The 20120-nt window shown below is 58.8% G+C and carries 21 protein-coding genes; 2 read left to right on the forward strand and 19 right to left on the reverse strand.

What is annotated here, in order from left to right; genetic code table 11:
• From ACR0B0_RS17625 to ybgC, 11 genes are all read right to left on the reverse strand, one after another.
• The coding region (locus tag ACR0B0_RS17625; RefSeq protein ID WP_480648903.1) for a formate--tetrahydrofolate ligase at positions 1 to 148 on the reverse strand (148 nt) is incomplete at its 3' end.
• A 163-nt stretch (positions 149 to 311) separates the two neighbouring features.
• A complete protein-coding gene (locus ACR0B0_RS17630; RefSeq protein ID WP_480648911.1) occupies positions 312 to 890 on the reverse strand; it encodes an MOSC domain-containing protein in 579 nt (192 codons plus the stop codon).
• A 105-nt stretch (positions 891 to 995) separates the two neighbouring features.
• Positions 996 to 2912 carry an ATP-dependent zinc metalloprotease FtsH gene (gene ftsH / locus ACR0B0_RS17635; RefSeq protein ID WP_170362401.1) on the reverse strand — a complete coding sequence of 639 codons (1917 nt, stop codon included), beginning with the start codon at positions 2910 to 2912 and terminating at the stop codon, positions 996 to 998.
• 76 nt (positions 2913 to 2988) lie between these two features.
• Positions 2989 to 4242, reverse strand: a complete 1254-nt coding sequence (gene tilS / locus ACR0B0_RS17640; RefSeq protein ID WP_480648913.1) for a tRNA lysidine(34) synthetase TilS — start codon at positions 4240 to 4242, stop codon at positions 2989 to 2991.
• Positions 4239 to 5069, reverse strand: a complete 831-nt coding sequence (ybgF, locus tag ACR0B0_RS17645; RefSeq protein WP_170351825.1) for a tol-pal system protein YbgF — start codon at positions 5067 to 5069, stop codon at positions 4239 to 4241. The genes tilS and ybgF overlap by 4 nt, the downstream gene beginning before the upstream one ends.
• Before the next feature lie 4 nt (positions 5070 to 5073).
• Complete coding sequence (gene pal / locus ACR0B0_RS17650) at positions 5074 to 5583, reverse strand: peptidoglycan-associated lipoprotein Pal (RefSeq protein ID WP_170351705.1); 510 nt, start codon at positions 5581 to 5583, stop codon at positions 5074 to 5076.
• 88 nt (positions 5584 to 5671) lie between these two features.
• On the reverse strand, positions 5672 to 6991 hold the full coding sequence (tolB, locus tag ACR0B0_RS17655; RefSeq protein WP_170351706.1) for a Tol-Pal system beta propeller repeat protein TolB: 1320 nt from the start codon (positions 6989 to 6991) through the stop codon (positions 5672 to 5674).
• The gene (locus ACR0B0_RS17660) at positions 6988 to 8088 is read right to left on the reverse strand and encodes an energy transducer TonB (protein WP_480648915.1); all 1101 of its coding nucleotides are present in this window, start codon (positions 8086 to 8088) and stop codon (positions 6988 to 6990) included. The genes tolB and ACR0B0_RS17660 overlap by 4 nt, the downstream gene beginning before the upstream one ends.
• A 9-nt stretch (positions 8089 to 8097) precedes the next feature.
• On the reverse strand, positions 8098 to 8574 hold the full coding sequence (tolR, locus tag ACR0B0_RS17665) for a protein TolR (RefSeq protein ID WP_170351708.1): 477 nt from the start codon (positions 8572 to 8574) through the stop codon (positions 8098 to 8100).
• Between the two features lie 2 nt (positions 8575 to 8576).
• Entirely contained in the window at positions 8577 to 9272 is a 696-nt protein-coding gene (gene tolQ / locus ACR0B0_RS17670; protein WP_170351709.1) for a protein TolQ, read from the reverse strand.
• A 109-nt stretch (positions 9273 to 9381) separates the two neighbouring features.
• Positions 9382 to 9777 carry a tol-pal system-associated acyl-CoA thioesterase gene (ybgC, locus tag ACR0B0_RS17675; RefSeq protein ID WP_480648917.1) on the reverse strand — a complete coding sequence of 132 codons (396 nt, stop codon included), beginning with the start codon at positions 9775 to 9777 and terminating at the stop codon, positions 9382 to 9384.
• A gap of 180 nt (positions 9778 to 9957) precedes the next feature.
• Between ybgC and ACR0B0_RS17680 the strand changes: the two genes are divergently transcribed.
• A complete protein-coding gene (locus ACR0B0_RS17680; RefSeq protein ID WP_480648919.1) occupies positions 9958 to 11664 on the forward strand; it encodes a SulP family inorganic anion transporter in 1707 nt (568 codons plus the stop codon).
• Between the two features lie 3 nt (positions 11665 to 11667).
• Here the strand turns inward: ACR0B0_RS17680 and ACR0B0_RS17685 are convergent, their stop codons facing one another.
• From ACR0B0_RS17685 to ruvC, 4 genes are all read right to left on the reverse strand, one after another.
• Positions 11668 to 12291, reverse strand: a complete 624-nt coding sequence (locus tag ACR0B0_RS17685) for a hypothetical protein (protein WP_170351712.1) — start codon at positions 12289 to 12291, stop codon at positions 11668 to 11670.
• Between the two features lie 62 nt (positions 12292 to 12353).
• Entirely contained in the window at positions 12354 to 13373 is a 1020-nt protein-coding gene (gene ruvB, locus ACR0B0_RS17690; RefSeq protein ID WP_058283170.1) for a Holliday junction branch migration DNA helicase RuvB, read from the reverse strand.
• A gap of 4 nt (positions 13374 to 13377) precedes the next feature.
• Complete coding sequence (gene ruvA / locus ACR0B0_RS17695; protein ID WP_170351713.1) at positions 13378 to 14055, reverse strand: Holliday junction branch migration protein RuvA; 678 nt, start codon at positions 14053 to 14055, stop codon at positions 13378 to 13380.
• On the reverse strand, positions 14052 to 14549 hold the full coding sequence (gene ruvC, locus ACR0B0_RS17700) for a crossover junction endodeoxyribonuclease RuvC (protein WP_170351714.1): 498 nt from the start codon (positions 14547 to 14549) through the stop codon (positions 14052 to 14054). The genes ruvA and ruvC overlap by 4 nt, the downstream gene beginning before the upstream one ends.
• A 329-nt stretch (positions 14550 to 14878) precedes the next feature.
• Here ruvC and ACR0B0_RS17705 point away from each other — a divergent pair, with 329 nt between their 5' ends.
• On the forward strand, positions 14879 to 15091 hold the full coding sequence (locus ACR0B0_RS17705; protein WP_170351715.1) for a DUF1127 domain-containing protein: 213 nt from the start codon (positions 14879 to 14881) through the stop codon (positions 15089 to 15091).
• Between the two features lie 100 nt (positions 15092 to 15191).
• On the opposite strand, the gene ACR0B0_RS17710 is transcribed toward ACR0B0_RS17705, so the two are convergent.
• The 4 genes from ACR0B0_RS17710 to ACR0B0_RS17725 form a co-directional block, all read right to left on the reverse strand.
• A complete protein-coding gene (locus ACR0B0_RS17710; RefSeq protein WP_170351716.1) occupies positions 15192 to 15536 on the reverse strand; it encodes a hypothetical protein in 345 nt (114 codons plus the stop codon).
• A 98-nt stretch (positions 15537 to 15634) separates the two neighbouring features.
• Positions 15635 to 16513, reverse strand: coding sequence for a 50S ribosomal protein L11 methyltransferase (locus ACR0B0_RS17715; RefSeq protein ID WP_480648921.1), 879 nt, complete (start codon positions 16511 to 16513; stop codon positions 15635 to 15637).
• A gap of 66 nt (positions 16514 to 16579) precedes the next feature.
• Positions 16580 to 17812 (reverse strand): MFS transporter, encoded by a 1233-nt coding sequence (locus ACR0B0_RS17720; RefSeq protein ID WP_170399256.1) that lies wholly within the window; start codon positions 17810 to 17812, stop codon positions 16580 to 16582.
• Between the two features lie 78 nt (positions 17813 to 17890).
• Positions 17891 to 20086, reverse strand: coding sequence for a primosomal protein N' (locus ACR0B0_RS17725; RefSeq protein WP_480648923.1), 2196 nt, complete (start codon positions 20084 to 20086; stop codon positions 17891 to 17893).
• Positions 20087 to 20120 lie beyond the last annotated feature (34 nt).

A 20120-nucleotide genomic window follows, 5' to 3' on the forward strand; every position in this document is an offset into this window, starting at 1 on the left:
CCGAGTTGATGAAGTCCTGGCTGACCTTCGCCTTGTCGTGGCCGTAAGGCAGCAGATCGTCACTGGAGATGCCAATTTTCGCACCGATTTCCTGAATCGGCTTCTTGTTCGCCTCACGGGCGATTTCGATGTCGGATTTGTAGCTCATTGGGCAGGGTCCCTGATTGAATGCCGTGCGTGCCGACGCAATACGTCGGTGCTGATCAATCCATACCGTCGTGTACAATCGCAATGGATATGAATTCCGACATAATCATGGCGTGAAACGGCGTTGACCCAGTTCTGGCGCTGTTAGCGCAACATTCCGAGGCTTATGAGGGTTCCCACGCGCGCTGATCCGGCACAAAAAGCGAGACGGAGTCGTTCAGCTTCAACGTTCCCGGACGTTCGATCCAGGCCGTGACGCCGCGACGGCCCCTGGCGGCGGGTTTGAACGTCTTGCCATAGCCTGGAATGTCAGATTCGATTTCTTTCCCTGGATAGATGCAAGGGCGGTTCTCCATATCAACGGTCATCGTAAGCCCATCGAGGGCCTGCAGCCGCGATGAGGGCGGAATATGGGTAAAATCCGGTATTCCCTTTAGCACGATTGACGCCCCCAAATAGGTGGGGTCGAGCGTTTCCAGCCCCATTTCACTTGCGATCTCGTCCATTTCTTCGGACGACAGAATCGTCAACTGACGCACATTTCGAATTTCAGTATCTTCGGGGTACAGGTTCTTCATACGCATACATGAGGCTCGATTGACCCCTGCGTGACGGGCGCCTGTTTCCCCGGCAAAATCAAGATCCAACCGATCGACCGGACGGGCGCGCAGCGAGCCACCTGACGGTACATGCCCCAACCAGACAACCTGCGCCGAATACTCGGTTTTTCGCATCACCGGCATGTGGGGCCTCGCTCCAAATTCCTGACAACGGCTCTTCGCACCGTACGTATCCCGACTGTGAAGTGAAGCAAAAAAGACCCGGGACAATGCCCGGGTCTGATGTACTTAAGCTGAAGGTTCCGGCTCCATCCCACCATCGGGCGGAGACTTCTTGACCTTTGTCTTAGGAATCGCTGTCACGCTGGGCGCGCTGCCCTCGTCGGGATTGTCACCATCATCATCACCCTCGCTGGGCGATTCACCGTTCATGACGCGCTTGATCTCGTCCCCGGTCAGCGTCTCATATTCCAGAAGACCCTGTGCCAGACGCTCCCATTCCTCGTTCTGTTCGGTCAGAATCTGGTGGGCGCGCTCGTAACCCTGCTGGATCAGACGCTTCACCTCTTCCTCGATCAGCTCTTTGGTATGGGCCGAAACCGAGAACCCGGCGGTATTGCCAGAGTATCCATCATGCGCCTCGGCATAGTCGATATTGCCGACCTTGTCCGACATTCCCCAGCGCATCACCATGGCGCGCGCCAGTTGGCTGGCCTGCATGATGTCACCGGCAGGACCGTTCGAAACATGGTCTTCGCCGTACTTGATCACCTCTGCGGCTTTGCCCGCCATGGTCATGGCCAGCTTTTGCTCACATTCGTCACGGTGATAGTTCAGGCGATCCATTTCCGGCAGCGAAACAACCATGCCCAGCGCACCACCGCGCGGGATGATCGTCGCCTTGTAGACCGGATCACACAGCGGCAGAGTCAGGCCGACAACGGCGTGACCGGCCTCGTGATAGGCGGTCTTTTCCTTCTGATCCTGTGTCAGCACCATCGAGCGACGCTCGGCCCCCATCATCACCTTGTCCTTGGCATTCTCAAAATCTTCCATGGTGACAAAGCGACGGCCCACGCGCGCGGCCATCAGCGCGGCCTCGTTAACGAGGTTCGCCAAATCCGCACCCGAGAAGCCTGGTGTACCGCGCGCGATGATGCGCAGGTCCACATCGGGGCCCAGAGGCGTCTTGCGTGCGTGAACGCCCAGAATCTTTTCGCGGCCTTTGATGTCGGGGTTGCCGACAGTCACGTTACGATCAAACCGGCCCGGACGCAGCAGCGCAGGGTCCAGAACGTCCTTACGGTTGGTGGCTGCCAGAATGATCACGCCTTCGTTGGCCTCGAACCCGTCCATCTCGACCAGCAACTGGTTGAGGGTCTGTTCGCGTTCGTCATTACCACCGCCATAACCGGCACCACGATGGCGACCCACGGCGTCGATCTCGTCGATGAAGACAATACAAGGCGCGTTCTTCTTGGCCTGTTCGAACATGTCGCGGACACGGGATGCACCGACACCAACAAACATCTCGACAAAGTCAGAGCCCGAGATGGTAAAGAACGGCACACCCGCCTCACCAGCAATGGCACGGGCCAGCAGCGTTTTACCAGTACCCGGGGGGCCAACCAACAATGCGCCTTTCGGAATCTTACCGCCCAGACGGCTGAATTTCTGCGGGTTGCGCAGGAATTCCACGATCTCTTCCAGCTCCTCCTTGGCCTCATCAATGCCCGCGACATCGTCAAAGGTCACGCGGCCATGCTTTTCGGTCAGCATCTTGGCCTTGGACTTGCCAAAGCCCATCGCGCCGCCTTTGCCACCGCCCTGCATCCGGTTCATGAAGTAAATCCAGACACCGATCAGCAGCAGGAAAGGCAGCAGCGTGATCAGGAAGGACTGAAACCCGGATTGCTGCTGTTTCACGGCCTGAACGGGAATGTTTTCATCGATCAGCAGCTTGGTGACTTCGGCATCGGCGGGTTTGATGGTGACATAGGTCGCGCCGCTTTGCGTGGAATAGCGAATCTGTTCACCGTCCAGCGTCACATTTTTGACTTCGCCGCTTTCAACTGCGCTGACAAAATCGGAATAGGTTCTTTCATTGCTCTGAAGCGTTCCGCCCTGGCCACTGAAGAAATTGAACAGTGCAAGGATCAGCAGAAAAAGAACGACCCAGAAGGCGATGTTACGAGCGTTGCCCAAGGAATATCTCCCAAAAGATTTCGGCAGGTGCGGGTCTGCCGGTTTGCCCTATAAAATAGAGATGATTCAAGCATGTTCAATGCGATAAAAGCGAAGAGTAAAACTCGGGCCTTTGTGGGGCCATTTCGGCTGTCCAACCGTTGGAATAATCAACTAGGGGTGCAGCAAGCAGGTTTTCACCGCTCCACACGGCAGGCGAGGCCAAAAGCGCCATACGTGGTTTGCCCAATGCGCGCCATTCCGGCACCTGCGGCAAACCAGTCTCACCCAGCGCACGCACCTCGGCGCCCACGGCCCGAGGGCCGGACAGAACCCAGCGGTCATCCCAAAGCTTTTCCGGGGCGGTGATTTCTGTCGCCACGGCGTTTAGCTCTCTGCAAAACCACATTTTATCGCCGTGTGGGATCAACAAACAGCCCGCCAGAGTCAGGGTCTTTGCATCCCGAACGGCTGCCACGGCCTGATCCACCGCAGCCCCGCGCGGCGGATAGCCCGGTCCTGCGATCCACACGGTGATTCCAATGACCAGCCGCCGTTGAATCTCTGCCGGAAGCAGTTCAAAGCCGTTGCGGTCCACGCAAATGTCCCCGCTATCCACATCAGTAACTCGTCGTGCGGATTCCTGCGTATAATGCGCCAGTGCTTCACGCGCTTGTGCAAGATTTTCGGCCACGCGCGACAGCGATTGTGCAGAAATCCCCAGCGGTTCCAGCCCTATCAGGGCTTCACGCGCTTTGATCCGGTCGAATTTGAAGTCCTGATTCGACGGGTCTTCGATCCAACTTGCGCCGATCCGTGACAGGTAGCCGCGCAGGGCTTGCCGGGTGATTCCCAGCATCGGGCGCAGCAGCGACACGCCGTTTTGGTCCCGCACCCAAGGCATCCCCGACAATCCCGTCACACCGGCCGCCCGGCCCAACCGCATCAGAACGGTCTCGGCCTGATCATCGGCTGTATGCCCCAAAGCAATCGCCGGGATGTCATTCCGGTTCGCCCAGTCTGTCAACAATCGATACCGCGCCTGACGGGCCTGATCCTGCAGGTTGCCTGCACCATCCCACCCCCGCCACCGCAGCGTTTCGTGCGAGATATTCAATCCAGCGGCCTGTTCGGCCACGCAAATAGCCTCAGATGCCGATTCGGGGCGCAATCCATGATCCACGGTCGCAGCGAACAGATCGACCTGCTCGGACCGCGCGATTTCATGCAACACATGCATCAGCGCCACCGAATCCCCGCCACCAGACACGGCGATACCCAAACGTGGCGGCAGTCGGTCAGGAAGCCGCTTGCGGAGTTCAGATCGAAGTGTTTCGCCCTCGCCCGTCAAGAACAGCCCAGCGAAGCCATTTCCTGAGTGGCGGCGGATACTGTGGCCGAGGCCGGGAACCGCACGCCAACCTCTGTCAGGGTGATACAAGCCTGTTCGGTTTGTCCCAGACGCCCCAACGCGGCACCCAGTTCAAACAGGGCCTCGGGGGCAAACGCACCTTCGGAGTCGCCGGTGAAGCTGGCCAGGAACGCCCGCGCGGCCTCACGCGTGTCGCCCAATCCGTCCAGCGCCTGCCCGCGCTTCAAATGTGCTTCGGGCGCAAGCGGGCTGCCTGGATACGACGAATCGAACTGCGCGAACTGGTCGGCTGCGGCCTGAAAATCCCCTTCGGACAGGGCCAGCGCAGCAGCTTCGAAGTCTGATTGTTCACCGATCGCCAGTTCCCCCTGCTCACTTACCGAAGAGGGCGTTGGTGAAATGGGTGCCGCAGAACCGACCGTAGCTCCTGAATCACCACCCAGGGTCGAGGTTTCGCCAAGCGTACTCAGATCTCCGCCTTCCAGTTCGACCAGACGGAACTCCAGGTCGCCGATCCGGTTGGTGCCATCGGTCACGACGTTCTGAACCCGCTGATTAAGCTGCTCGGTCTGGCTCGTGAGGCGTTGCAACTCGGCCTCGATCGCGTCGACTCGTTCCAGAATGGAACTGCCAGACAGGTTCGGCGCCGGAGATCCGGTCGTCGAAAACTCACGCTTTAGACGTTGAATCTCCACGTGCAGCACTGTCAATTCCTGACGGATATCCGCCAGCGTCTGCTGATCCTGTGCTTGTGCCACACCGGCGGTCGCAATAACTGCGGCCAGAACCCATCCTGCAAGTCTCATCATTTTACCCCAAGGTTGAACCGGTCAGCACCGTAACCGCGCGGCGGTTCTTGGAATAGCATTCCTCGGTGCTGCAAATCTCAATCGGGCGTTCCTTGCCGTAGCTGACTGTTGTCAGGCGGTTCCCTGCCACCCCGCGCGAGATCAAATAGTCGCGGGCCGCATTCGCCCGTTTCGCGCCCAGACCAAGGTTATACTCGCGTGTGCCTTGTTCATCTGCATGACCCTCGATAGTAGCCACGAAATCCGGGTTGGCCAAAAGCCAGTCTGCCTGCCCCTGCAAGACCGTTTGCGCCTGTGGCGTCAGTGTGGACTGATCCACTGCAAACAATACCCGGTCGCCAACAGTTTGCTGGAAATAGGCGGGCGAGCGCGGATCGCTGGGCGAGCCCGGCGCAATGGCACCATTTGCGCCATTTCCAAAACCGCCACCCAGTGCCGATGGATCGTTGTTGGTACAGGCGGCGATTACACTCAGCGCGCCTATAGCCAGAACTTTGCCCAATACGTTCATTTCAAGTGCCTCGTTGTTTTATCGGTTTATTGCCGTCTCTGTATCACAGTGCAGGATTTTTGTGAACTTTTCCAACCGCCTGCCCCGATCAATTCTGCAATGGCCCCCAAGACGGATCGCTGCCGCCATCCGGAGTGCGCACCGGATGCAAGTTCCGCCCCGAAATATCCACGGAATACAGCGTCGCCCGCCCGCTGGCCCCCTGCGTTTCGCGGGTAAACATGATGACGCGGCCATTGGGGGACCAGGTCGGCCCCTCATCAAGGAAGGATGAGGTCAGCAGTCGTTCTTCACTGCCATCCGTACGCATGACACCGATGTGAAAACGGCCCTTGTTTTGCTTGGTAAACGCAATCAAATCGCCACGCGGCGACCAGACCGGGGTGCCGTAGCGGCCTTGACCAAAGCTGATCCGTGTTGCCTCACCCCCATTGGCGGGCATGATATACAGCTGCGGTGTGCCCGAGCGGTCGCTTTCAAACACGATCTGCGAACCGTCCGGGGAATAGCTAGGCGCGGTTTCAATGGCCGTCGTATTGGTCAGACGAACGCTTTGGCCCGAGGCCAGGTCCATCTTCCACAGGTCGGTATTGCCGCCCTGAATCAGCGAATAAACAATCGAGCGGCCATCGGGCGAAAAGCGTGGGGAAAAGCTCATCGTGCCTTCTTGCGTCTGCAATTCGGTTCTTTTCACTCGGTCGACGTCCAGAACATAGATGCGTGGCTGACCGGTTTCATAACTGGTATAGAGCAACCGATCGCCCGACGGCGAAAAGCGCGGGGCAAGGACGATGGCGGCACTGTCAGTCAGGTACTGCACGTTGGCTCCGTCATAATCCATGATCGCCAAACGTTTCAGGCGCTGATCCTTGGGCCCGCTTTCGGAAACAAAGGCCACGCGGCTGTCGAAATATCCGCCCTCTCCCGTGATGCGGCTGTAAACCTGATCGGCTACTTTATGCGCCATGCGTCGCCACCCTTCGGTAGTGCCTGCAAATTGCAGACCGTTGCCCAGTTCCTGACCCGAAAACACATCCCACACCCGGAATCGCACAGTCAGCCGGTTGCCGGAGACGTTCACAGCACCCGTCACCAGCGCATCTGCGTTGATGGCTTTCCAGTCGGCAAACTGGACCGGCGCATCAAAACTACTGACCCGACTGATGAATGCGTCCGATGAGATTTCGCGGAACAGCCCCGTACCGGTCAGGTCGGCGGCTACGACTCGAGAGATGTCGTTGGCATATTGCGCCGCGGCTGGCCCGTCAGGCACAAAATTCGGAACCGCAAAAGGCAAGGGTTCAATGATCCCCTGATCCAGTTCCAGACGCAGCGGTCCGCTCTGTGCGTATACCGGCGCTGTCATAATCGTCAGGCCAAGCAATAGGCTGGTCAGAAATCTCATCATTTGATCCGCATCCTCTCGGGATTGAATGTAATCTCAATATCTTGCCACTGAGCATATTTGTCAGCAGGCAGGTCGTATCCTTTGGCGCCACAGCGCAATATTGCCCGTCTGGCGGCTTCGTAAGCTTGTTTAGCAGACGCCGTTGTTCCGCCCGAGCTATCGATCATACGCAGGCTACCGCCTTCCACCTTCCCTTCACGGGTCAATGAAAATCCAACGACTACAACCGTTTGCAAGGCATCCGTGGACAATGACCCCACGTTCCAACACTGTGACACAGCCAGACGCATTGCATCTTTTTCACCGCTTGTCAGTGGAGGACCAGCAGGCTCACTACTCTCTTGCAAAGCCTCGGCCAAAGCATCTTCAACGGCGCTTTCGTCAACTTGTGTTGGTGGCGTCGACTCCTGCTCCTCAGGTTCTGCCACTACCGGATCTGCCGGTGGCGCGGGTCGGTTTGGCCGCTCCTGCGGTCGCGGGGACGTACGCGGAGCGTTCTCTTTGGTTTCCTCGGCTTCGGTCACGATCTGATCCGTGGCCTCTTCCGGAGCGGTTTGATCCTGCTGTTCCTGCTGGGTATCCGCACCCTCATCCAGCGACACAGCGGGCGTTTCCACTTCGTCCGGTTCCGCCTCGGGCGGTGGTGGCGCAATGGGTTCCGGTGCAACCTTGTCAGCGGGGCGCGGCTGCGCCTCGGGGCCCGGAGCCACGGGCAGCACTTCGGTCACTGGCTCGGGCTGATCCAGTGTCGGCGCTTCGTCGACCACTTCGGGTTCTGGCGGAGCCTCGACCGGTTCGGGTACGGGATCGGGCTCGGGTTCAGCTGGGGTCACAACCTCGGGTGGGGTTTGTTCTTCTTCAACCGGTGCGGGCGGTGTCACATCTTCGGTGGGCACTTCGGGCGGTTGCAGGGCAACGGGTGTCGACACCTCAGGCGCGGTGCGCTGTGCGGTTAAAGCATCGAACTGATCAACCGAGACCACCGACACCTCCTGCACAGCCATAGGCAGGGGGTCGGACCGGAACGTGCCGCCGAAAAAAGCCCATCCAATCAAGACGACATGGGCAATAGCCGAGATCTTGGTGCCGGTATCCACCGCGCGGCCTCACTCTCCACCTTCGTCCAGGGCCGGCCCGCCGCTATCGGTCACAAGACCCACATTGGAAAACCCACCCGCATTTAACGCACCCATTACCTGCATCACCTGCGCGTAAGGAATCGCCCCGTCGGCCCGCAGGAACACGCGATCACTGCTGCGTTCTGCCGCAATGGCGCGCAGTTTGCCAATCAACTCTTCGCGCACCACGTCCGTCGTCTGGATCTGCACGCGTCCATCCGCGGTCAGTGTTACGGTCAGTGGTTCTTCGTTATCGCCGGGCAAGGCACTGGCCGCCGTTTTCGGCAAGTCTACAGGCACCCCAACGGTCAAAAGCGGGGCCGCAACCATGAAAATAATCAGCAACACCAGCATGACATCCACAAACGGCGTCACGTTGATTTCGGCCATTGGCTGCGCCCGGCCGCGACGCCGCCCGCGTCTGCGCCCGTTCCCACCACCGTTTTGCTGAACTGCCGCGCCCATCGTTAGCTGTCCAACTGTCGCGACAGGATGGTGGCGAACTCGTCAGCAAAGGCTTCGTACCCGCCAACGATCCGGTCACTATCCGCACTGAGCTTGTTGTAGAAAATGACCGCCGGGATCGCCGCCAGCAGGCCCAGACCCGTGGCCAGCAACGCCTCGGCAATACCCGGCGCCACAACGGCGAGGTTTGTGTTCTGTTGCTCGGCAATCTCGATAAAGGCGTTCATGATGCCCCAAACGGTTCCAAATAGACCAATAAACGGCGCGGTCGAGCCGACGGTCGCCAGAATAGGAAGGCCCTTTTGCAGCGTCTCAGCCTCTTTCGCGATGGCAACGTCCATGGATCGGTCGATCCGCGCCGTGGCCCCGGCGATCAGCCCGCCATCAGTGCGATGAGACCGCCGCCATTCGATCATACCGGCGGCAAAAATCTTTTCCGAACTGCCATCAGGCTGCGTTCCAATCTGTTCGAACAGCTCATCAAGGGGGTTCCCTGACCAGAAGCTTTCATCAAACACCTGGGCCTCACGTCGTGCCGCGCGGTAGTTGATCAGCTTTTGAATGATGATGCCCCAGGACCAGATAGATGCGCCGATCAGCATCAGCATCACCAGTTTGACGATAAAGGTCGCGCGGGCATACAGCCCCCACATGGAGAAATCGATCTCCTGCGCCAGCGCCAGCGTTTCAGCTTCCATGAACCTGCTCTTTGTTTTGCCTGTTGGCCGTTCGTTTGGCCTTGTTTTGCCAAACGCTAACCCAGATGGTCCTGAAAAGCCAACAGAACCACCCCAACGCCGCAATTTGTTACAGCAATGCGCGAATCTCTGCCGGAAGCCGCACCGGTTTGCCCTGTGCATTCATGCAAACGGCGGTGACAGTGGCACGAAAAATCTCGGTTTCGCCTCTTTTCACCAACTGCCCCATCGTAAGCCGCACGCCCGAGCGTGAAATGAAATGAGTTTCGATGGTCAACTCATCGTCGAACTTGGCCGGGGACAGGTAATCCGCCTCAATCCGCCGGATGACCCAAACGATCCCATCATCGCGCATCGCATTTTGGTCATTGCCCAACCGGCGCACATAGTCCGACCGGGCGCGCTCGATGTATTTCAGGTAATTCGCGTGATAGACCACGCCGCCCATGTCGGTGTCTTCATAATAGACGCGAACCGAATAGATGTGCTTTTGCGGGTCGGTCATACTGGCATTCCATCCTGTTGAAATCTTTGGAACGGGGCAGGACATGCCTCACACAGATACAGGCCAACGCGCAATCCCTATAAGGTTACAAAAAATCAGGTCACCCAACACTTGGTATCGAAATTTATCCCCTAGCTGGCTAGGCTGACCAAATAGAGGTTTGAATTTAAAGGGGATCCCATGGCCACCCCCCACCGAGAAGAGGGCAAATTCCCACTGCCCATCCTGCAGGGTATCGTGCCGATCAAACGGTCGTCCCTGCCGACTGAGGTTCTTGCCGGACTGACCTTTGCCTGTCTCGCGATCCCCGAGGTGATGGGCTACACCAAAATCGCAGGCACCCCTGTGGTGACGGGACTGTACACGATCCTGATACCGATGGCGCTGTTCGCCTTGTTCGGATCATCGCGGCATCTTGTCGTCGGGGCGGATTCCGCCACGGCGGCCATAACTGCGTCTGCTCTGGCGGGTATGGCGGTGTCAGGATCTTCGGAATATCTGGCGCTGGCCTCTCTGCTGGCGCTGATGGCAGCAGTGCTGTTGATTGCCGCGCGCCTGATCGGCCTTGGCTTTCTAGCCGATTTCCTATCTCGGACAGTACTGGTTGGCTTTCTGACTGGCGTAGGCATTCAGGTGGCCACGGGAGAGGTGCCCGGAATGCTGGGGATCGAGGCGTCGGGCCACGGAACGCTGGCCAAACTTCAGGGCTTGATACAGCACTATGACCAGACAAGCTGGCCAACGATCGCGGTATCCTTGTCCGTTCTGGTCGTCGTCATTGGGTGCAAAAGTCTATCGCCCAAAATACCCGGCCCGCTGATCGCAATTTTGGGCATCATCCTTTGCAGTTGGACTTTCCAGTTCAGCGCGGCAGGCGTCACCGTGCTGGGCGCGGTTCCCGGTGGCCTGCCCGCCCTTTCAATCCCGGATGTGGATTGGAACTGGGCTCTGTTCAAGCAACTGACCCCTACCGCCCTGTCGATCTTTGTGGTGATCCTTGCCCAGAGCGCCGCAACCTCGCGCGCTTATGCGGCCCGGTACGAGGACAAGTTCAGCGAAAACACCGATCTTGTCGGGTTGGGTTTGGCCAATCTCGGCGCGGCCTTTACTGGCACTTTCGTCGTCAACGGCAGCCCCACCAAAACCGAGATGGTGGCCAGCGCCGGAGGCCGCAATCAAATCGCACAACTAACGACGGTGGCGATTGTTCTGGTGGTGATCCTGTTTCTGACCGGGCCGCTTGCGTTCCTGCCAAATGCCGCGCTGTCCGCGGTAGTCTTCCTGATCGGTGTAAAGCTAATCGATTTGAAGGGCCTTGCTGCCATTTATCGTCAGGCACGGTCAGAATTCTGGATCGCGGTGGCCACAGCAGGTGTTGTGGTTCTGATCGGGGTCGAGCAAGGGATCATCTTTGCCATGGTTCTGTCGCTGATCGACCACACGCGCCGGGGGTACCACCCCAAGAACGCGATCATCGCCCAAAGCCCTGATGGCGGCTGGCATATAAGTCCCGTCACCACGTCAAACCAGTTCAAACCCGGCCTGGTGATCTATCGCTTTTCCCACAGCATTTATTACGCCAACACGCAACGACTGTCGGACGAGGTCGCTTCAATCGTCAATAGGGCCGACCCCAAGTTGCGGTGGTTCTGCATCGAAGCTTCTGCCATTGATGATGTGGATTTCACCGCAGGTTACTCATTGCGAAATATCCACGGCTTGCTGCAGTCCAAGAACATTCGACTGGTTTTTCTGCTGGTCGAACCGGATGTCCGCAAAGAACTGGACCGCTACGGTGTCACCGATCTGGTCGGGCCTGACGCATACTTTGACACCGGCAGCGATCTAATTAAGGCGTTTCAGCACCAGAGCAAACCACCTGCCTAGGCTTTATTGCGGCGCTTGTAGCCGCGCAAACAGCCTCAGCGCGTGTGACGCATCCTGCGCAGCCCCGGGCAGGATCGGGTCATAGGCCGCGCGGATCACCTCGGCGATTTCGGGTCGCAGAACGGTTGTTTCCCCGGCAACAGCCAATGGGGATTGGGTTCGAAATGCGGTGTCCGACCATAGCAAGATGGTCTGCACCACCTGGCTAAGCGCCAGTGTTTCCGCCGGAACCTTGGACAGTTCCTTGTCCATTCTCAGAAAAACAAAAGCCGCGCGGATCGCTCCGTCTTCTTCAAAGCGGAAAATCCGGTACTGGTTGGCATCCGCAGCCATCAGACGATCCACCAGGGGTGCCAGATCGGGAATCAGCCGATCCAGATCGGGAACCTCCAGCAGCTCTTGCCAGTCGCGGAAAAAGAACACCATGCAATTGGCACCTAGTTCCGGATCCGTTTCGGCCATCTTGTGCCCGGCCAATGCCACCACGGCCTCGATCGCGCCTTTGACGGTTGCCAGTGTTTCATCCTCAACACCAAAGACAATCGGCACGATGGGGCGCCCCCAACGGGCAAACAGAAACTCACCACTTTCGCGCGTAAACAGCGCCTCGATCTGATCGGGTGTCACGCCCTGCCCCTTTTCTGAATCTAATACGGCCGCCGGTGGCATAAAATCTAATGGTGCGTACTTCAACCAAACAGATCGCTCTGTCCCTTCGGCGCGGCCATGCCCAGATGCGTCCATGCCTTTTGCGCCAACATCCGGCCACGCGGGGTGCGTTGGATTAGACCCTGTTGCAACAAGAAGGGCTCGATCACCTCTTCCAGCGAATCGCGGCTTTCCGACAGCGCCGCCGACAGGGTCTCAATCCCCACCGGACCACCTGCGTAATTCTCGGCAATCAGCTTCAGATAGCGCCGGTCTGCGCCATCCAGCCCCAGATGATCCACGCCCAGCCGCGTCAAGGCCCCGTCCGCCAGTTCGCGCGTGATCCGGCCGTCGCCTTCGACAATGGCGAAATCGACAACCCGCCGCAGCAGCCGCCCAGCAATCCGCGGTGTTCCGCGCGAACGTCGCGCAATCTCGCGCGCACCGTCATCATCCGCAGGTGCCCCCAGTTTTCGGGCGTTGCGGGTGACAATCTCATGTAACTCGTCGACCGTATAAAACTGCAGCCTGGTCGGTATCCCGAAGCGGTCGCGCAGCGGCGTGGTCAGCAGACCCATCCGCGTGGTCGCACCGACCAGCGTAAAGGGCTGCAATTCAATCCGAACGGTCCGGGCGGCAGGGCCTTCGCCGATCACCAGATCCAGTTCGAAATCCTCCATCGCCGGATACAGCACTTCTTCGACCGCTGGGTTCAGTCGGTGAATTTCGTCGATAAACAGCACGTCCCGCGATTCAAGATTGGTCAGGATCGCCGCCAGATCCCCCGCCTTGGCCAGAACCGGCCCCGAGGTCATGCGGAAATTCACCCCCAACTCACGCGCCATAATCTGCGCCAGAGTGGTTTTCCCCAGCCCCGGAGGGCCGTGAAACAACGTGTGATCCATTGCCTCGCCCCGCTGACGGGCGGATTGGATGAAGATACGCAGATTGGCGCGTGCCTCGGCCTGACCGATGAATTCGTCCAGACCCTGCGGACGCAGGGCGCGGTCATTATCCTCGGGCATCGGCTCGGGCCGCAGGGTGGGATCTGCATCTACCATTCAATCACCCCTTCGGAGCAAGCAGTTTCAGCGCTGCTCGGATCAGATCAGCCTCACCCGCGTCAGGCAGGTTGGCTGCCGCTTCGGCCACGGCGGATGCCGCGTCAGACGGCCCATACCCCAGATTTGACAGCGCCGACAACGCCCCTGCCGAGGCCGCCGCAGCCCCCGAAGCCTGCTTAACCGCTCGCTTTGGCGCGGGTGCCGGTTCCGCCAGTTCGACAACCTCTAGCTCTGGGCCGTCCATTGCCTCGGTCACGGTTCCGCCCATGGCCATCACACCCGGCGCCTTGTCCTTGAGGTCCAGCACAATGCGCTGCGCGGTCTTTGGTCCGACACCCTTGGCCGCCTTAACCGCGCCCCAGTCGCCCAGAGCAATTGCACGGCTGACCCCATCGGGGCCCAATGCCGAAAGGATAGCCAAAGAAACCTTGGCCCCAACCCCCTGCACCGAGCACAGCAGCCGGTGCCATTCCTTTTCGACCAATGACAGAAAACCATAAAGCTGCATCAGGTCCTCTCGCACCACCATGTCGGTGTAGATCGAGACAGCCTCACCCACCCCCGGCAGCGCCGCCATCGTCCGGTCCGAGCAATAGACGAGGTAACCCACGCCGCGAACGTCGATCAGCACGTGATCCGCCGCGCGATAATCTAGCCGCCCCGTCAGTTTCCCAATCATGCCCGCACCTCTTTCATGCGCGCCTGTGGCGCTGTGCCGTAATACGAATGACAGATGGCAATCGCCAGCGCATCCGCCGCATCCGCCCCTTTGGGCTGACACCCAGGCAGCTGTAGTTTGACCATGTGAAGTACCTGCTCTTTTTCGGCATGACCGACACCCACAACCGTTTTCTTGACCCGGTTGGGTGCATATTCCCCCACCGGCAATCCGGCCTGCGCCAGTGTCAGCAAGGCCACTCCGCGCGCCTGACCAAGCTTTAGCGTTCCGGCCCCATCTTTGTTGACGAAGGTCTGTTCGATAGCTGCCTGATCAGGTTGATGCTCGGCGATGACCTCGACGATCTGATTGTGCAGTGACAACAACCGCTCACCCAGATCATCCCCGTCCGACTTGCACAAACCGTTGGCAACATGAGTCAGGCGGCTGCCATGTGATTCGATGACGCCCCATCCCAGGGTCCTTAGCCCCGGATCAATGCCCAGAATTCGCATGTCGTGCCTCGGCCTGCTCGGGTTTTTTGTGATCTTTGTTTCCGATTAGCACGAAGCGTGAACATTTTCCAAGCGAATTGACACGAAGTCTGAAAACGACACACCTAACCCACCCGCGACAGCGCGGCTTGTTTGCGACAGTGAAATGCCTGAATTCGACACGTTCCATGACCGTTAAATGGCTAATAAATTAAGGGTTTTTTAGAAAAATCCACCCTTGCAAAAATTGCATAGGACACATGCAATTTCTGCTCTTGCGCGGCCAAATCCACGTCACTAGATGCCCGCTTAGTATCAAAACTGTAACACCAACCAGAAGGAAACAGGATATGGCTGCATTGGACACCACCCGCGCCACCACTGGCTCATTCGGCCTCGTCGGCCGTATCGGCGCAACTTTCGCATCGGTCGTAAACGCCGTCGCAGAATGGAATGACGCCCGTGTAACCCGCAACACGCTGAGCGGTCTGACTGATCGCGAACTGGAAGATATCGGCCTGTGCCGCGGCGATATTGACGTCGTGGTGGAAGGTCGTCGGTAAGACGCAACCATCACTCATTCGCCCCTTTCCTCCCTCAGGGGCACAAAAGAACGCCGCGCATTTCACGATGCGCGGCGTTTCTTTTCAAAGCTGACCGAATTCAGCGAATGAGGCTATTGATATTCGTCGCCAAAAACTCTGACACGGGGTCAATCTGCATGACCCAGGCGCCGGCCTGTTCAACCGACGTACCCTGCGCCAGACTATCAACGCGATATTGATAGGCCGAAGCGCCAAGGCTGGTTAGCAAAAAGGTCTTGAATGCAAACAGCCCAGCAAGACAGATCAAAAGCAGCTTAGCCGGAACCGCAGATTTGACTCGCTGCGGTTTCATCACCACCAGGCCATCTTTGCGCATCGTGGCGCGATAGCCCCGGCTGAGCTTGGCGTGTTTCTTGTTCAGGCGATGAACGCGCTGACCAAATTCCAGTTGTTTTCCCGTCATGGCAGCCTCCAATAAACCGCCCCCGTAACCACGTCCTGACGGTAGTTACAGATTGCGACAAAAAAGAGGCAAGAATCCATGAAACTCCTGAAAATGGTCTAAATTACGCCCTGTTTGCTTAAGATTAGCGTTGTCCATTCACCAATCTCATCTCTTTTAGTTAAATTGAACCCGTTTTGTAGATAAACCGAGATCACATCATCGGCCTGCTCATTGAGGATTCCCGAAAGAATTGCATATCCTCCGGCCCGCAGATTCGCTCCGATTTCGGGGGACAAGGCAACCAATGGACCTTTGAGAATATTGGCAAAAATCAGGTCGTAAGGGGCGTGCGACTGCAGATCCGGGTGATCGAATCCAGCGGCTTCGATGCATTGAACCCTACCGGCCATATTGTTGGCTTTCAGATTGGCTTCGGCCACATCTACCGCAACCTGATCTATGTCGCTGGCTATGATATCACCGTCCCAAACCCGCGCGGCGGCCATGGCCAAAACGGCAGTCCCGCAGCCGATATCGGCAACTTTGGATGCCGTGAATCCATCGTCCAGCAGGAAATCCAGCGCCTTGAGGCAACCCAAGGTCGTGCCATGGTGACCGGTGCCAAAGGCCATCGCGGCCTCGATCAATAGCGGGATGCGCCCTTCGGGCAGCTTATCGGCATCGTGGCTGCCATAGACGAAGAACCGCCCTGCCTCGACCGGGGCGAGTTCGCGGCGCACATGGGCAACCCAATCGGTTTCGGGCAGTTCCGAAACCACAAACGGCTTGGCCTCGAAGGCCGCGGCCAGAACGGCCAATGCGGTGTCATCGGGGGCTTCGGTAAAATAACCACCAACTTCCCACAGGCCCGAGCCGTCTTCGACCTCGAACACGCCGACACCGGTGGGTTCCGGTTCTAGCCGCTCCATCGCTTCGCCCAGACCTTCGGCGGCTTTCTTGCCGGTCAGAGTGGTAAGCGCAGTGAATGTGGGCATGGGGGCCTCCTGTCTCAGTTGAAACAGCGCCTAGGGCGTGGGCCCGCCAAGGTCAAGCAGTTGCGCCTATTCTGCGGGGGCCGGGGCGTATTTCGACAGGATGGTTTCGTTGCCAGCCTCAGGATGGCGCGGGATCAGCAGCGATAAGCCCAGCGACACCATCGCCATCGCGGCGGCCAGTGCAAAGACCGCTCCTGGCGAGGCCACCCAAAGCAGGCCCAGCAACGCAGGCAGGAACACTGCCGCGATGTGGTTGATGGTAAAGGCCACAGCCGCCGTGGGCGCGATATCGGCCGGATCGGCGATCTTCTGGAAATAGGTCTTCAGCGCCAAAGCCAGCGCAAACAAAACGTGGTCGATCACATAGAGGGTTGCGGCCAGTATGACGCCCCAGCCAAACCAGTAGATGCCGCCATATGCGGCGAACACGATGGCCAGACCGGCATATTCAAAGATCAGCGTACGCCGTTCACCGAACCGTGCCACCGCCTTGCCCAGCAACGGGGCGGCCATCATGTTGATCATCAGATTGATCAGATAGAGGCTGGTCAGTTCATGCACTTCAAATCCGAACTTCTCGACCATCATAAAGCCTGCGAAGACGACGAAAATCTGCCGCCGAGCGCCAGCCATGAACTGCAAGGCATAATACAACCAGTACCGGCGACGCAGAACCAGTTTCTTGGTCTGCGGTGTAGGCGCATCAAATTGTGGGAAAGCGAACAAGCAAAACAGCGCCAGCAGGGCCGTTGCTCCACCTGCCGCCATAAACACGAAGTTATAGGACAGATCGAACCGTTCCCAGGTCAGCACGATCAAACCATACACAACCGCCGTAGCTGCCGAGCCCATTGCAACCAGCCAACCCAGTACCTGTGGTGCGCGGTCCTTAGGCAACCATTGCAGTTGCAGCGATTGGTTGACGGTTTCGTAGTAGTGAAAGCCTATCGAGCTGAACAGGGTAACGAACAGCAGCCCGCCCAAACTTGGGAACCACGCCGTCACCGCCGTTGCCACACCCAGCATCATCAGCGAGATCATCGCCAGCACTTGTTCGCGGATAAAGATGATCACCGCGATCACGCCGATGGCAAGAAAGCCAGGAATCTCACGAACCGTGTGCAACAGGCCGATATCTGCACCGTCGAAATTGGCAACCTCGATCACGAAGTTGTTCAACAGCGCGCTCCACGCGTTGAAGGCAATGGGCATGGTCAACGCCATTACGAACAAGAGCGTCACCGGGCGGCGCCAGAACGGAAGGCTCTGTGCCTCAGCAAGGGGCATGGGTTTCAGCATGAGACCCCTCTACGCCCATTTATGCTGCTTGGCGAGAGGAAAGCTGCACATGCACAATCGCTCTGCGCCAGTGCAGAGTCAGTAAAAGCTCTGCGGGTCGATATCCACAGTCAGTCGGATGTCGCCTTTCAGGCGCAATGGGGCGATCCAACGGGCGATAGCGTCTTGAATAGGCGCACCTTTCGGGGCTTTGACCAGCAGGCGTATACGGTGTCTGCCCCGGATACGCGCGATGGGCGCGGGGGCCGGGCCGAACACCTGCGCCCCGATCTCGCGCAGCGGTGCATCGTTTCGGGCCATGGTATTGCCGATGTCAAAGACAGGGCCGACCTCGGGCCCGGACAAAACGATCCCGGCCATGCGCCCGTAAGGCGGCACGCCAGCCGCCTGCCGCCCAGCGGCCTCGGCCTTCCAGAAACCTTCCTCGTCACCCGACAGGATGGCGCGGATCACCGGATGTTCTGGCTGAAACGTCTGTAACAACGCCTGCCCCGGCTTGTCCGCGCGCCCAGCCCGACCTGCGACTTGTCGCATCAACTGGAACGTGCGTTCGGCGGCGCGCAGGTCGGCGCCATGCAGGCTGAGATCGGCATCAATAACTCCCACCAAGGTCAGTTTGGGAAAGTTATGTCCCTTGGCCACCAGCTGCGTGCCGATAATGAGGTCGGCATCCCCCTCGGCGATCTCCTCGATCTTGGCCTTCAACGCCCGCGCCGATCCGAACAGATCAGAGCTGAGCATCGCGATCTTTGCTTCGGGGAATGTCGCCTCGGCCTCTTCTGCCAACCGTTCGATCCCGGGCCCGACAGGGGCCAGCTTGCCTTCGACACCGCACGAGGGGCAGGCGTCAGGCATCGGTTTGGTCTCCCCACATTGATGGCACATCAGACGCTTGAGAAACCGGTGTTCAACCATCCGCGCATCACAGTGATCGCAGGCAATCTGTTCGCCGCATGCCCGACACAATGTCACCGGCGCATAACCGCGGCGGTTGATGAACAAAAGCGACTGCTCGCCCCTTTCGATCCGCTGCCGCACGGCCTGCCGCAAGCTTGGAGAAATCCACGTGCCCGGCTGCATCTGCTCGGCCCGCATGTCGATCGGCTTCATCTCGGGCAGTACTGCCGCCCCAAACCGCGATGTCAGGTCGAGCCGCTCATACTTGCCCGCCTCCGCATTGGCCCAGCTTTCCAGCGACGGCGTTGCGCTGGCCAGAATCACCCGCGCACCGCAAATGGCCGACCGCAGAACCGCCATGTCACGGGCGCTGTAATGCACGCCGTCTTCCTGTTTGTACGAGGTGTCGTGTTCTTCATCGACCACAACCAAACCCAAATCCCGAAAGGGCAGGAACAACGCCGAACGCGCCCCCACGACCAGTTGCGCGTCGCCCTGCCCGACCATCCGCCAAACCCGGCGGCGTTCGGTCATTGTCGCACCCGAGTGCCACTCGGCCGGGCGCGCGCCAAACCGCGCCTCAACCCGCGTCAGAAATTCGGCGGTAAGGGCAATCTCAGGCAGCAACACCAGCGCCTGCCGACCCATCCGCAACGCCTCGGCCACAGCTTCCAGATAGACCTCGGTCTTGCCTGAGCCGGTCACCCCCTTCAGCAATGTCGTTCCATAGTCGCCGGTTCGCTGACCGGTCTGCAACTTAGCAACCGCTGCCGCCTGATCCTCGGTCAGGGTCTTGCCCGGCAGATTCGGATCCAAATTTGGATAGGGCAAATCGCGCGGGCTGTCCTCCTCGCGCACGGCACCCTGTTTCACCAAGCCTTTGACAACTGACGATGTCACACCAGCCTGTTCCGCCAATTCCTTCAGCGTAAATGCCAACCCGCCATAGTCCCGCAGAACCTCCAGAACGCGGGTCCGCGCGTCGGTCATCCGGTCTGGCTCACCTTGTCCAAGGCGGTAAATCTTGCGCATTGACGGTGGATCACTCAGTCCAGGCGCGCGCGTCGCCAACCGCAGCATTGATGGCATCGGCGTCAGCGTGTAGTCAGCCACGCGCCCCAGAAACACGCGCATCTCTTCGCGCATCGGCGCAACCTCAAGCACGCGGATCACCGATCGGGCCTTGCTTAGATCAAAGCCGCCCTGCCCTGGCCCCCACACCACGCCTAGAACCTTGCGCGGGCCCAGCGGCACCTCGACAAACGCACCCAGAAAACACCCGCCCTCGGGCGCCTTGTAATCCAGCGTCCGGTCCAGCGGCTGTGCTGTCAGCACGGCCACCAGCTCACCTTGGTCGAAATACTCCTGAGTGCTCAATGCATATCCTTGGGCCAGGGGGTTTCAGCATGGG

The organism is Ruegeria sp. BA12 (assembly GCF_056539625.1).